Here is a 13715-nt window from a genome sequence, read left to right as displayed (position 1 = left end):
TTTGTTTCATTCGCGGTAACCACCTACGCTTCCTGTGGGAGCAAGACTGGCCCTAGTGCCAGTCAGTTGAGTCACAAACCTGTGGGAGCAAAGCTTGCTCGCGATAGCGGTAAGCCAGTCAGCAAAGATGTTGGCTGGTCTATCGCTATCGCGAGCAAGCTTTGCTCCCACAGCCAACAGTTCATCTTGCGAACAAGACCAGAGAGCCCCCAGATACGATTGACGGTTGCCCGTGAATATCAGCGTGCCTATAGTCCAGACATTGCCTACAACCAGTACGGACTCATGATCAAACAACAGCTGTCCCGCTTTAACCGCCTCGACCTGCTCGGCCATCCGACACCACTGGAAAAACTCGAACGCCTCTCCTCATGGCTCGGTCGCGACCTTTACATCAAGCGCGACGACCTAACGCCCCTGGCCCTGGGTGGCAATAAACTGCGCAAGCTCGAATACCTCGGCGCCGACGCCTTGGCCCAGGGTGCCGACACGCTGATTACCGCCGGCGCGATCCAGTCCAACCATGTGCGCCAGACTGCCGCACTGGCCGCCAGACTGGGCCTCGGTTGCGTGGCGCTGCTGGAAAACCCCATCGGCACCGAAGACGCCAATTACCTGGGCAATGGCAACCGATTGCTGTTGGAGCTGTTCGATGCCAAGGTCGAACTGGTGGAAAACCTGGATAACGCCGATGAGCAGCTGCAGGCCCTGGCCGCGCGGCTGCGCAACAACGGCAAGAAGCCGTATCTGGTGCCGATTGGTGGCTCAAACGCCCTGGGCGCTTTGGGGTACGTGCGCGCCGGCCTGGAGTTGGCCGAGCAGATCAAGGACACCGGCCTGGACTTCGCCGCCGTGGTGCTGGCCTCGGGCAGTGCCGGCACCCACAGCGGCCTGGCCCTGGCCTTGAGTGAAACACTGCCGCAGCTTCCAGTGATTGGCGTCACGGTATCGCGCAGTGAAGAAGACCAATTGCCGAAGGTCCAGGGGCTTGCCGAGCGCGTCGCCCAGTTGCTTGAGGTAGCCCTTCCAGAGGCCTTCAAGGTGAACCTGTGGGACGAATATTTCGCCCCTCGCTACGGTGAGCCGAACGCCGGTACGCTGGCAGCGGTCAAGCTGCTGGCAAGCCTCGAAGGTCTGCTGCTGGATCCGGTCTACACCGGCAAGGCCATGGCCGGCCTGCTCGACGGCATCGGCCGCGACCGTTTTGACGAGGGTCCGATCATCTTCCTGCACACCGGCGGGGCTCCGGCGCTGTTTGCCTACAACGCCGCGTTCTGAAGTTCGGAGGTCTTGATGTGGGAGCGAGCCTGCTCGCGATGGCGGTGTATCAGTCGAATAGCCGCTGACTGACACGCCGCCATCGCGAGCAGGCTCGCTCCCACAATTAACAACTCCATTTGGAATATGTGGATGATTTAATATTATTTTCCAATCTATGGAAGCCGCCCTATAGTCACGCCCACTGGCCTATTTGCCACGAGACGCACGCACCGCTTTAAGGCAGGATGTGGCAGTCTTCCAGATCACGGCTACACCTTCTAATCCAATACGTCTTCATAAGAAAACACAGGGGCTTGTCATGAATTTTTCTGCATTACGTCGCAACCTGTTGATCGGTTCGCTGGGCCTGGCATTGAGCGCCGGCCTGCTGGGGCAAGCAGTCGCCGGTGAGCAGCTGCAAAAAATCAAGGACGCAGGCGTGATCAACGTCGGCCTGGAAGGCACCTATCCACCGTTCAGCTTCGTCGATGCCGACGGCAAACTGGCCGGTTTCGAAGTAGAGTTTTCCGAAGCCCTGGCCAAGGAGCTGGGTGTAAAGGTGAAGCTGCAAGCCACTAAATGGGATGGCATCCTGGCTGCGCTGGAGTCCAAGCGTCTGGACGCCGTGATCAACCAGGTCACCATTTCCGAAGAGCGCAAGAAGAAGTACGACTTCTCCCAGCCTTACACCGTCTCCGGTATCCAGGCGCTGGTTCTGAAAAAGAACGAAGAAAAACTCAATATCAAGGCCGCCGCCGACCTGGCTGGCAAGAAAGTCGGTGTAGGCCTGGGCACCAACTACGAACAATGGCTCAAGGACAACGTGCCCAAGGCCGACATCCGTACCTACGAGGATGATCCGACCAAGTACCAGGACCTGCGTATCGGCCGTATCGACGCAATTCTGGTGGACCGCCTGGCCGCCTTTGAACTGGCGAAGAAAGCCCCGGACACCGCGGTTGCCGGCGACGCCTTCTCCCGCCAGGAAGCCGGTGTGACCTTGCGCAAAGGCGAACCCGAGCTGCTGGCGGCGGTAAACCAAGCCATTGATAAGCTGCGCGCCGACGGCACCTTGAAGAAGCTGTCCGAGAAATACTTCAACGCTGACGTCACTCAATAATGGAAGCAAAGCTCCAACTCGTCCTCAGTTCCACGCCCTTCTTGCTTCAGGGCGTGTACTTCACGGTCATCCTGAGCCTGGGCGGAATGTTCTTCGGCTTCCTGCTCGGGTTTGGCCTGGCCTTGATGCGCTTGTCACGCTTCAAACTGGTGAACTGGTTCGCCCGGATCTACGTCTCGTTCTTCCGTGGCACGCCATTGCTGGTCCAATTGTTCATGATGTATTACGGCCTGCCCCAGGTGGGCATCGAGCTGGACCCGATACCTGCTGCGCTGATCGGCCTCTCGTTGAACATGGCCGCCTACATCTGTGAAACCCTGCGGGCCGCCATCAGTTCCATCGAGCGCGGCCAGTGGGAGGCGGCGGCCAGTATCGGCATGACCCGCGTGCAGACGCTGCGCCGGGCCATCCTGCCACAAGCCATGCGCACGGCCCTGCCACCCTTGGGAAACAGCTTCACGTCGCTGGTCAAGGACACCTCGCTGGCCGCCACCATCCAGGTACCTGAATTGCTCCGCCAGGCGCAGTTGGTTTCTGCACGGACCTTTGAAATTTTCGCCATGTACCTGTCTGCCGCATTGATCTACTGGATCCTTGTGAGCGCCCTGGCCCATGTGCAAAACCGTTTGGAAGCGCGGGTCAACCGGCATGAGCAGGAGTCTTGAAGCATGATCGTGGTTGAAAAGCTGACCAAACAATTCAAGGGTCAGACGGTACTCAACGGCATCGACCTGCAGGTCGAGGAAGGCGAAGTCATTGCCATCATCGGCCCCAGCGGCTCGGGCAAGACCACCTTCCTGCGCTGCTTGAACTTCCTCGAAGAACCCAGCAGCGGCCGGATCAAGGTCGGTGACATCGAAATCGATGGCAGCCGCCCGTTGAACCAGCAGCAGGGACTGGTGCGTCGTCTGCGCCAGCAGGTGGGTTTTGTGTTCCAGAACTTCAATCTGTTTCCCCATCGCACGGCCCTGGAAAATGTCATTGAGGGGCCGCTGGTGGTGAAGAAGACCCCACGCGCCGACGCTGAAACCCTGGGCCGCAAGCTGTTGGCCAAGGTTGGCCTGGCTGGCAAGGAGGACGCCTATCCACGGCGCCTCTCCGGCGGTCAGCAACAACGGGTGGCGATTGCCCGGGCTTTGGCGATGGAACCACAGGTGATCTTGTTCGACGAACCGACCTCGGCGCTGGACCCGGAACTGGTCGGAGAAGTCCTGGCGACCATTCGCGGCCTGGCCGAAGAAAAACGCACCATGGTCATCGTGACCCACGAAATGAGCTTTGCTCGTGATGTGGCGAACCGCGTGGTGTTTTTCGACAAGGGCGTGATCGTCGAACAAGGTGAAGCCAAGGCAATGTTCGCAGCGCCCAAGGAAGAACGCACCCGACAGTTCCTCAGCAAGTTTCTCTCCGCCGGTCACGGTGCGCAGTAATTCATCGATAGAGGCTTACTTCCAGGGATGGAAGGAGCTGTCGTTTTTAAAACAAACTCAAAGCCTTAAAACCGCCTAGCATCTTGAATTATTTGACGCGCGGTGCAGACATACCCCTCGCAACACTTCCCTTTCGCCAAACTCCCTGCCAGTTCGTGCTCCGCCGACCTTCGACCAGGCTCTCAAGCCGAGGTAAAAGGCTATTCTCGCTGTGTACTTTTAACTTCATCACGTGGGAAATTTCTGAAGAGATACATAGCCCACTAATAAGCAAGCACCTCTATTGACACTGAAACTATCGACCCCGTATCTAGTTGACCAACAGGCGACGCGCATTATTTCAATTGTACGCAGCGAATCGCCGCAGGAACGCATCCAAGACTTCACAATGAAGTAGGGCGCGTATTTCAACGCCTTTGATCTTTCCGAAACGGACTTTGTTTTTCAAGCCTCAAGGAGAACACCATGACATGTACGTCAACCATCCCGGAGCTGGCCGCTCCCTCCCTCGCCAATGCCTGCCGTACCGGTATCAACATCACCGGTGCCGCTCGCCTGGAAGTGCTCATCGCCCCTTATCCCGGCATGGATACCGGCGACCTGATCGAACTGTTCTGGGACAACTGCTACGTCGGCTCCCGCCTGCTGACCGAGGCGGATGTACAAGCCAGCGTCACGCTGCGTGTGCCGGAGAGCTTCATCGTCAACGGCAGCTCGCGCATCCATTATCGTGTGATGCGAATCGGGCGCGGACCAGCGTTGTCGGCAACGCATCGGGTGCAGGTCAAGCTCGATTGCCCAGGCGGCCGGACATCAACCCTGAGTGGCGATGAAAACCAAGGGTTGGCACCGGTGCGTATTCCAGACGCCATCCGTCGTCACGGGGTGAACCCGAGCCAGATCAAACGCGGAGTCCCGTTGACCATTGAGCCCTACCTGAACATGGCCGTCGACGATGCAATCACCTTGCGCTGGGGCGATGTGCGCATGGACTTGCCCCGGATCAAATCAAGCGAAGTGGGCCAACCGGTCAATGTCTGGGTGCCCCCGGAGATCATTCTGGAAGCGGGAGAAGACCTGCGCCTGGAGGTCACCTATTGCATCCTCGATCGAGTGGGCAACAACTCCCACTGGGCGCCACCCAGAACGCTGACGATCGGTTGCGCCAGGTCCTATTCGAGAACGCCACCGAAAGCCCCCCTCATGGCCGCCGAACCGAGACGCATGAAGCCTTGAAGCGAAGCCCCCCGGAGACGCCAACGCTTGTACGAGAAGGGGAGTGTGTTTCTGTCGGGTCGTGACGCCATGCTGTTGCGCTATAGTCCGCCCACGCTCCCCATCCAAGCCAACGACCATGAAACTTACTCCCGAAGACCTGCACGCCATCACCACCACGACCCTGGGTCATTACAACGCCGTCGCCGAGGAGTTTCGCGAAGGCACCCGCGATCACGATGTCAGCCAGAATATCGATGCACTACTGCGCCATATCCAGGGCCAGACACCGCTGCACATTCTGGATTTCGGTTGCGGTCCCGGGCGGGACTTACAGAAATTCACCGCCATGGGCCATGTGGCGGTGGGCCTGGACGGCTCAGCCGAATTCGCCCGGATGGCCCATCACGACAGCGGGTGCGAGGTCTGGCAACAGGATTTCCTGCAACTTGACCTGCCAACCGAACGCTTCGACGGGATCTTCGCCAACGCCGTACTGTTTCATATTCCCGTCCAGGAACTGCCTAGAGTGCTCAGGCAGCTGCATGCCACCCTCAAGCCCGGCGGTGTGCTGTTCAGTTCCAACCCCCGGGGCGAGAACCAGGAGGGCTGGAACGGCCAGCGCTTCGGCGCCTATCACGACCTCGAGGCTTGGCGCACGCTGCTCATCGCAGCCGGTTTTGTCGAACTGGAACACTACTACCGGCCGACGGGGTTGCCCCGGGAGCAACAGCCATGGCTGGCGAGTGTGTGGCGCAAGACGCTTTAACCCTTGAAGACCTCATCGCGAACAGGTTCGTCCCCACAGGTGATGGCATTCCCCGGTGGGAGCGAGCCCGCTCGCGATGACGGCACTACTGTCCAACCGGTTGCTGCTTACCCAACCACTTCTGCGTCAACTGCTCCAACCTCCCATCATCCTTGATACGCGCCAGGGCGTTGTCCACGCTGGCCTTGAACGCCGGGTTGCCCTTCTGGAACGGGATCACCAGACTCGGTGCCGGACCGCGCTTTTCTTCCGGTTGGAAAGACTGCGCCATCATGAGCGGGCGCGGTGCGTCCTCCTTCTTCGCCAACAGCTGCGCATCCGGGTGGCTGTAAGCAGCACTGGTGTCGAAACGTTCCGCCAGTTCCGGGGTCATTGCTATGTGGTTGATGGCGACATCGTACTTGCCACTTTCCACGCCGCTCAGCAGATCCGCGGCATCGGTGACCACAAAGTCGGCGCGCACATCGAGTTCATTGGCCAGCATCTGGCCCAGTTCCACTTCGAAGCCGCTGAGCTTGCCGTCCTCCTTGAAGTTGAAGGGAGCGGCATTGGCTTCGAGGGCGATGCGCAATTCGCCACGATCATTGACGTCATCAATCAGCTCGGCATGGGCCAGGGGACTCAGAAGGGGTAGCAGGCAGATCAGGCCAGGCAGGAAACGCATGGTCACTCCTTTGTATGGGTACAAGCGACGCTCGTTTCAGGCTCGCTTTGCTATGGTTGTTGCAGGCTTCGACAACGATTGGTCATGAAGTTGTCACGACCAACAGGATTTCACGGAAAAACTGGAGAAAAAAATGAAAAGCTTTATGTCACGTGCAGTTTTAGCAGGCCTGTTGCTGGGAACCTCGATGCTGGCGACAGCAACGCCCGCGCCTAAAGACGCAAAGGTATTTTTCGTATCCCCAGAGGATGGCGCCACCGTCCCCCAGGAATTCAAGGTCAAGTTCGGCGTCGAGGGCGTTGCGCTGGCACCGGCGGGTGATACGACAAAGAACACCGGACATCATCACCTGCTGATCGACGTCGACAAACTGCCTGCCGCCGGCGCGGCGATTCCGGCCGACGCCAACCACATGCACTTCGGCAAGGCGCAAACCGAGGCCACCATCAAACTGGCACCAGGCAAGCACACACTGCAGCTGGAGCTGGGCGACTTCAGCCATGTACCGTTCGATCCGCCGATTGTCTCCGAAAAGATCACCGTAAACGTGAAATAAACGTGATTGACTGACAGTAAATACCTCTGTGTGCGAGCCTGCTCGCTCCCACAGGTTTATATCAGGCCATAAAAAACGGGAGTCCATATGGACTCCCGTTTTTTCATTACATGCCACTTGAAGCTAACAGCTCGCCACTGCTCTTTAGAACAACACGCGGGACCGAATGGTGCCCTTGATGTGTTGCAGCTTCTCTTGCGCCAGGTCCGAGTATTCGGCATCGACGTCGATCACGACGTAACCGACCTTCTCGTTGGTCTGCAGGAACTGACCGGAAATGTTGATACCGTTTTCCGCGAAGACCTTGTTGATCTCGCTCATCACACCCGGGATGTTTTCGTGGATGTGCAGCAGGCGGTGTTTGCCAGGGTGCGCCGGCAGGGCCACTTCCGGGAAGTTCACGGACGATACCGAAGTACCGTTGTCGCTGTACTTGACCAGTTTTTCCGCCACTTCCAGACCGATGTTGGCCTGGGCTTCAGCGGTAGAGCCACCGATGTGCGGGGTCAGGATCACGTTGTCCAGGCCACGCAGCGGGCTTTCGAAGATATCGTCGTTGGAGCGCGGCTCCACCGGGAACACGTCGATGGCAGCACCGATCAAGTGCTTGTCCTTGATCGCGTCGGCCAGCGCATCGAGCTTGACCACAGTGCCGCGGGCGGCGTTGATCAGGATCCCGCCCTTCTTGATGGCGCGGATTTCCTTCTCGCCGATCATCCATTGGGTCGCCGCGGTTTCCGGCACATGCAGGGTCACGATGTCGGACATGCCCAGCAACTCATGCAGATCGTTGACCTGGGTGGCGTTGCCCAGTGGCAGCTTGGTCACGGTGTCGTAGAAGAACACCTGCATGCCCAAGCCTTCGGCCAGGACCGACAACTGGGTGCCGATCGAGCCATAACCGACGATCCCCAGCTTCTTGCCACGGATTTCGAAGGAGTTGGCCGCACTCTTGATCCAGCCGCCACGGTGGCAGGAAGCGTTTTTCTCGGGGATGCCGCGCAGCAGCAGGATGGCTTCGGCCAGCACCAGCTCGGCAACGGAACGGGTGTTGGAGTACGGTGCGTTGAACACCGCGATACCGCGTTCGCGAGCCGCGTCAAGGTCAACCTGGTTGGTGCCGATGCAGAAGCAGCCGACCGCCACCAGTTTCTTGGCGTGGTCAAAGACCTCTTCGGTCAATTGGGTGCGGGAGCGAATGCCGATGAAATGAGCATCGGCGATCTTTTCCTTGAGCTGGGCTTCCGGCAGAGAACTGGTGATGTACTCGATACTGGTATAGCCCGCCGACTTGAGGACGTCGACAGCCGATTGGTGGACGCCTTCGAGGAGAAGGAACCTGATCTTGCTCTTATCGAGAGAAGTCTTGCTCATCTGCGTAAACCTGTGTCCCGGAAAAAATGGCAGGGAATCGGACCGCGCGACGCTGGCCCGACCGGCTTGATGGCCGTCGCCGCAGAACGGCCTTCGGCGCTGTTCTACGGGGGCGGTATGCTAGCATATGCGACCTGCAAACACTCATTCTGCGACATGAAGCGTTCTCAGGGTGACCATGAATTGTTCGAGAGTTTTGCCGATGACCAATCCTGCCCCGATAGAAGAGCTCAAGTCCCTGGTCGAGCCTGGCAAGGTGCTGACCGATGCCGACTCCCTGCAAGCCTATGGAAAGGATTGGACCCGACACTTCGCCCCGGCGCCGAGTGCCATCGTTTTCCCCAAGACCATCGAACAGGTCCAGGCCATCGTACGCTGGGCGAATGCACACCGGATCGCCCTGGTGCCTTCGGGCGGACGCACCGGGCTTTCCGCCGCAGCCGTGGCGGCCAACGGCGAAGTGGTCGTCTCATTCGACTACATGAACCAGATTCTCGGGGTGAACCTCACCGACCGCACCGCCGTTTGCCAGCCGGGCGTCATCACCGAACAAATGCAGAACAAGGCTCAAGAGCATGGGCTGTACTACCCGGTGGACTTCGCTTCGGCTGGTTCCAGCCAGATTGGCGGCAATATCGGCACCAATGCCGGCGGGATCAAGGTGATTCGCTATGGCATGACCCGTAATTGGGTAGCCGGGATGAAAGTTGTCACCGGTAAGGGCGATCTGCTGGAGCTGAACAAGGATCTGATCAAGAACGCCACTGGCTATGACCTGCGGCAGTTGTTCATCGGCGCCGAAGGCACCCTCGGTTTCGTGGTCGAGGCCACCATGCGCCTGGATCGGGCGCCGAAGAACCTCACGGCAATGGTGCTCGGCACGCCGGACTTCGATTCGATCATGCCCGTGCTCCACGCCTTCCAGGGCAAACTCGACCTGACCGCCTTCGAGTTTTTTTCGGATAAGGCCTTGGCCAAGATCATGGGTCGGGGCGACGTGCCGGCACCGTTCGAAACCGACTGCCCGTTCTACGCTCTGCTGGAGTTCGAAGCCACTACCGAAGACGTTGCCAATCACGCCCTGGCTACCTTCGAGCACTGCGTGGAACAGGGCTGGGTGCTCGATGGCGTGATGAGTCAGAGCGAAACCCAGCTACAGAATCTGTGGAAGCTGCGTGAATACATCTCGGAAACCATCTCCCACTGGATGCCGTACAAGAACGACATTTCGGTGACTGTCTCGAACGTCCCGGATTTTCTCAAGGAAATAGACGCAATCGTCGGCAGACACTACCCGGACTTCGAAGTCGTCTGGTACGGCCACATTGGCGATGGCAACCTGCACCTGAATATTCTCAAGCCGGAGAACCTGGGCAAGGATGAATTTTTCGCCAAGTGTGCGACAGTGAACAAATGGGTGTTCGAGATCGTCGAGAAATACCATGGCTCGATCTCGGCCGAACACGGCGTAGGCATGACCAAGCGGGACTACCTGACCTATAGTCGCTCGCCGGTGGAAATCGAATATATGAAAGCCATCAAGGCCGCATTCGACCCGAACGGCATCATGAATCCGGGCAAGATTTTCGCGGTGTGATGAAAAGCACCTGATAAGTTTCAGAAAACAGGAGTCGGTAATGAGCTATCAGCACCAGTATGTCGACGGTACCCGCATCCACTTTCCGGTCGGGAAGGTGGTGTGCATTGGCCGTAATTACGCCGAACATGCAAAGGAACTGGATAACCCGGTGCCCACCGAACCCTTGCTGTTCATCAAACCCGGCAGTTGCGTGGTGCCGCTGGAAGGCAGCTTCAGCATTCCAGTGGACCGGGGTTCGGTGCATTACGAAGCGGAAATTGCCGTGCTGATCGGCAAGCCGCTGTCGACCCGGCCAAGCGTCGAAGAAGTCCTCGACGCCATCTCCGGCTTTGCTCCGGCCCTGGACCTGACTCTTCGGGACAAACAGGCCGAACTCAAGGCCAAGGGCCTGCCGTGGGAAGTTGCCAAGTCATTCGACGGCGCCGCGGTGATTGGGCCATTCGTATCGAACGCCACCTTTGCCGACCTGACAGACATTCCCGTGCGCCTCACCATCAACGGTGAAGTGCGCCAGGATGGCAACAGCAGTCTGATGCTCAACCCCATCGTGCCGATGATCCAATACATGGCCGGCTGCTTCTCGCTGCAGGCTGGCGACGTGATCCTCACTGGCACCCCGGCGGGCGTCGGCCCGTTGAATGTGGGTGATGAGCTGGTGCTGGAACTGCCGGGCGCGAGCCGTTTCGAAAGCAGCGTTTGCTGACAGCTGCGTCATCTCCTTTCTGTGGGAGCGAGCCTGCTCGCGATCGCGGTCTGCCTGCAACATTGATGTTGCCTGACACACCACTATCGCGAGCAGGCTCGCTCCCACAAGGGTTTTAAGGCATCCACCCCACGATTTACCGTTTTTTTCACATGCCATCCGGATAATTCCGAAGAATGCGGCATCTGAGCCAGCCATTCCCCAGCCCGAATTCCTGGAACGCAATCACCGATGGCCAAGACCCAAGTACTGCCCCACGCCAAACCTGCCCGCCGCTCCCGCTTTGCCCTGCCCCGGTATGCCTGGTCGCTGCTGGCGCTGGCTGCCGCTTATGGATTGGCGTTTGCGATGCATTGGGATGACCGGGGCCTGCTATGGGTGAAGGAACACTTTCAAAGCCCGGCTCTACGCCAGGAAAGCGTCTGGCTGCCGGATTACACAGCCGTGATCGACGCCAAGCCGCTCCCTGGCATGGAGAAGGATGAAGCGTCCGATGTGACCTACAACCCACAGACCAAGACCCTGTTTGCCGTGATGGGCAAGAATCCGTTCCTGGTGGAGCTGACCTTGCAGGGCGACGTGCTGCGCAAGATGCCTTTGGTGGGCTGGAGTAATCCTGAAGGGGTCTCTTTCATGGAGAACGGACTACTGGCCATTACCGATGAGCGAAGCCACACACTGTCGATCGTTCACGTCGACACCGATACGCGGGAGTTGAACAAGAGCGATTTCCCTGACTACGACCTTGGCCCTTCAAAGAACCAGAACAAGGGGTTCGAAGCGGTCGTCTGGGATCCACGCAACCAGCAACTGGTGCTGGGCGAGGAACGCCCGCCAGCGTTGTTCACCTGGAAAAGCGATGGCAGCCTGCTGCTCAAGGGTGACAAGCAGATCCATACCAGCAATGAACTGGATATGCGCAACCTCTCGGCCCTGGCGATAGATCCTCGAACCGGTCATATGCTGGTGCTTTCGGCCGATTCACATCTGCTGCTGGAGCTTGATAAAAAAGGCCAGCAAGTCAGTTTCATGACCTTGCTGGGCGGCTTCAACGGGCTGAAGAACACCATCCCCCGCGCCGAAGGCGTCACCGTGGACGAAGCCGGTAACATGTACATGGTCAGCGAGCCGAACCTGTTCTATCGTTTCGAAAAACAACGCTGACAGCGCAACTCTGTAAGGTAATTTCTCCTTCGCCGTAGGGTGTGGCACACAGCCATTAAGCTTCAGTTCAGGCCGCTGTGATATTTCCAGCCACCTGTTCTTACCGAGCCCACCCCATGCGTCGACTTGCCCGTCCCAAGCCCTTGATCCTGATGTTGCTGGCAATCGCCCTGATCGCCCTGATCACGGCGGGTCAGTACCTGCGCCTGTTCGAACGGGCCTGGTTCAACCTCAATACCCTCTGGCAACCCGCAAATGAGCAGGCCATCGCCCTGGATCAGTACCGGATTACGAAAGAGGCCCTGGTGATCGAAGGTCTCGATGACGTATCGGCACTGACCTTCGATCCGGTACGCAAGAGCCTGTTCACCGTCACCAACAAGAATGCCGAACTGATCGAACTGTCACTGGACGGCAAAATCCTGCGCCGGGTGGCGCTGATCGGCTTCGGTGACCCGGAAGCGGTGGAGTTCATCAGCGAAGACATTTACGTCATCAGTGACGAGCGCCAACAGCGGCTGATCAAGATACACCTGGATGAAGGCACCCGGTTTCTCGACGCGGCCGACGCCGAACAGATGACCCTCGGCGTGCACATGAGCAAGAACAAAGGATTCGAAGGACTGGCTTACGATTCAGTGGGCAAGCGGCTGTTCGTCGCGAAGGAGCGCGACCCGATGCTGATTTATGAAGTGCAGGGTTTTCCCCATCACAACTCAGAAAAATCTTACGCAGTCCACGTCATCAACAACCCCAAGCGCGATGCCGGACTGTTCGTGCGCGACCTGTCGAGCCTGCAATACGATGAGCGCAGCGGCCATTTGCTGGCATTGTCCGATGAGTCGCGGTTGATCATCGAGCTGGATATCGACGGGAAACCCCTGAGCACCCTGTCGTTGAGCAAAGGTCGCCAGGGATTGCAAAAAAATGTCCCCCAGGCCGAAGGCATCGCCATGGACGATGACGGCACTCTGTACCTGGTGAGCGAGCCGAACCTGTTCTATGTGTTCAAGAAACAGCCTTGAACCAGGCCTGCCATAAATCCATGTGGGAGCGAGCCTGCTCGCGATAGCGGTTTCACATTCAACGCTGATGTGACGGGTGAATCGCTATCGCGAGCAGGCTCGCTCCCACAGGGGCCCGACTTCGAGCAGAAGACCGGGCTTTTTCCCTGTTTACTCGGCCCGCAGGGTCTTCACCCCTTCCGCAGTGCCCAGCAACAGGACATCCGCCGGACGGGCAGCGAACAAACCATTGGTGACCACACCGACGATGGCGTTGATCTGGCTTTCCAGCTCCGCCGGGTTGGTGATCTGCAGGTTATGCACATCCAGGATGATATTGCCGTTATCGGTCAGCACACCCTCGCGATACACCGGATCGCCGCCCAGCTTCACCAGTTGGCGGGCCACGTGGCTGCGAGCCATCGGAATGACTTCGACCGGCAGCGGGAACGCGCCGAGTACCGGCACCAGTTTGCTGGCGTCGGCGATGCAGATGAAGGTCTTGGCCACCGCCGCGACGATCTTCTCGCGGGTCAGGGCCGCGCCGCCGCCCTTGATCAGGTTCAGGTGCGCGTCGCTTTCGTCGGCGCCGTCGATGTAGAACTCCAGGTCGCTCACGGTGTTGAGCTCATACACCGGGATCCCGTGGCCCTTGAGCCGCGCGGCGGTGGCTTCGGAGCTGGCAACCGCCCCGTCGAAGGCGCCCTTGTGCTGTGCCAGCGCGTCGATGAAGCAATTGGCGGTGGAGCCGGTGCCGACCCCGACGATGCTCTTGTCATCCAGTTTCGGGAGGATGAGGTCGACGGCGGCCTGGGCCACGGCCTGTTTGAGTTGATCCTGGGTCATGCGGGCTCCG

Annotated in this window: 14 protein-coding genes; 11 read left to right on the top strand and 3 right to left on the bottom strand. The window is 58.7% G+C overall.

Annotated elements, in window-relative coordinates; all coding sequences use genetic code 11:
- Positions 1-285 precede the first annotated feature (285 nt).
- The 6 genes from AD665_RS18565 (at position 286) to AD665_RS18540 (ending at position 5794) form a co-directional block, all read left to right on the top strand.
- On the top strand, positions 286-1278 hold the full coding sequence (locus tag AD665_RS18565) for a D-cysteine desulfhydrase (RefSeq protein WP_024777972.1): 993 nt from the start codon (positions 286-288) through the stop codon (positions 1276-1278).
- 301 nt (positions 1279-1579) lie between these two features.
- Complete coding sequence (gene tcyJ / locus AD665_RS18560; protein WP_024777971.1) at positions 1580-2380, top strand: cystine ABC transporter substrate-binding protein; 801 nt, start codon at positions 1580-1582, stop codon at positions 2378-2380.
- Entirely contained in the window at positions 2380-3045 is a 666-nt protein-coding gene (tcyL, locus tag AD665_RS18555) for a cystine ABC transporter permease (RefSeq protein WP_024777970.1), read from the top strand. Before tcyJ ends, tcyL begins: the two co-directional genes overlap by 1 nt.
- Positions 3046-3048: 3 nt before the next feature.
- Positions 3049-3810: an L-cystine ABC transporter ATP-binding protein TcyN gene (gene tcyN, locus AD665_RS18550; protein ID WP_024777969.1), complete on the top strand. Its 762-nt coding sequence runs from the start codon at positions 3049-3051 to the stop codon at positions 3808-3810.
- Between the two features lie 465 nt (positions 3811-4275).
- Entirely contained in the window at positions 4276-5046 is a 771-nt protein-coding gene (locus AD665_RS18545; protein WP_024777968.1) for a hypothetical protein, read from the top strand.
- 118 nt (positions 5047-5164) lie between these two features.
- Positions 5165-5794, top strand: a complete 630-nt coding sequence (locus tag AD665_RS18540; protein WP_053193105.1) for a class I SAM-dependent methyltransferase — start codon at positions 5165-5167, stop codon at positions 5792-5794.
- 85 nt (positions 5795-5879) lie between these two features.
- On the opposite strand, the gene AD665_RS18535 is transcribed toward AD665_RS18540, so the two are convergent.
- Positions 5880-6458: a transporter substrate-binding domain-containing protein gene (locus AD665_RS18535; RefSeq protein WP_053193102.1), complete on the bottom strand. Its 579-nt coding sequence runs from the start codon at positions 6456-6458 to the stop codon at positions 5880-5882.
- A gap of 133 nt (positions 6459-6591) precedes the next feature.
- On the opposite strand from AD665_RS18535, the gene AD665_RS18530 reads away from it, so the two are divergent.
- On the top strand, positions 6592-7014 hold the full coding sequence (locus AD665_RS18530) for a DUF4399 domain-containing protein (RefSeq protein ID WP_024777965.1): 423 nt from the start codon (positions 6592-6594) through the stop codon (positions 7012-7014).
- A 144-nt stretch (positions 7015-7158) separates the two neighbouring features.
- Here the strand turns inward: AD665_RS18530 and serA are convergent, their stop codons facing one another.
- A complete protein-coding gene (serA, locus tag AD665_RS18525; RefSeq protein ID WP_024777964.1) occupies positions 7159-8388 on the bottom strand; it encodes a phosphoglycerate dehydrogenase in 1230 nt (409 codons plus the stop codon).
- A gap of 202 nt (positions 8389-8590) precedes the next feature.
- On the opposite strand from serA, the gene AD665_RS18520 reads away from it, so the two are divergent.
- From AD665_RS18520 to AD665_RS18505, 4 genes are all read left to right on the top strand, one after another.
- Positions 8591-9985 carry an FAD-binding oxidoreductase gene (locus AD665_RS18520; protein WP_053193099.1) on the top strand — a complete coding sequence of 465 codons (1395 nt, stop codon included), beginning with the start codon at positions 8591-8593 and terminating at the stop codon, positions 9983-9985.
- A gap of 40 nt (positions 9986-10025) precedes the next feature.
- Positions 10026-10691 (top strand): fumarylacetoacetate hydrolase family protein, encoded by a 666-nt coding sequence (locus tag AD665_RS18515; protein WP_024777962.1) that lies wholly within the window; start codon positions 10026-10028, stop codon positions 10689-10691.
- A 231-nt stretch (positions 10692-10922) separates the two neighbouring features.
- Positions 10923-11855, top strand: coding sequence for an SdiA-regulated domain-containing protein (locus tag AD665_RS18510; protein ID WP_024777961.1), 933 nt, complete (start codon positions 10923-10925; stop codon positions 11853-11855).
- A 116-nt stretch (positions 11856-11971) separates the two neighbouring features.
- A complete protein-coding gene (locus AD665_RS18505) occupies positions 11972-12880 on the top strand; it encodes an SdiA-regulated domain-containing protein (protein WP_024777960.1) in 909 nt (302 codons plus the stop codon).
- 150 nt (positions 12881-13030) lie between these two features.
- On the opposite strand, the gene rpiA is transcribed toward AD665_RS18505, so the two are convergent.
- Positions 13031-13705: a ribose-5-phosphate isomerase RpiA gene (gene rpiA, locus AD665_RS18500; protein ID WP_053193096.1), complete on the bottom strand. Its 675-nt coding sequence runs from the start codon at positions 13703-13705 to the stop codon at positions 13031-13033.
- Positions 13706-13715: the final 10 nt, after the last annotated feature.

Origin of the sequence: Pseudomonas corrugata (assembly GCF_001269905.1) — a bacterium.
Classification (GTDB): Bacteria; Pseudomonadota; Gammaproteobacteria; order Pseudomonadales; family Pseudomonadaceae; genus Aquipseudomonas; species Aquipseudomonas corrugata.
The sequence above is the reverse complement of the archived record's forward strand: the minus strand, read 5'-3'. Positions and strand labels throughout refer to the sequence as shown.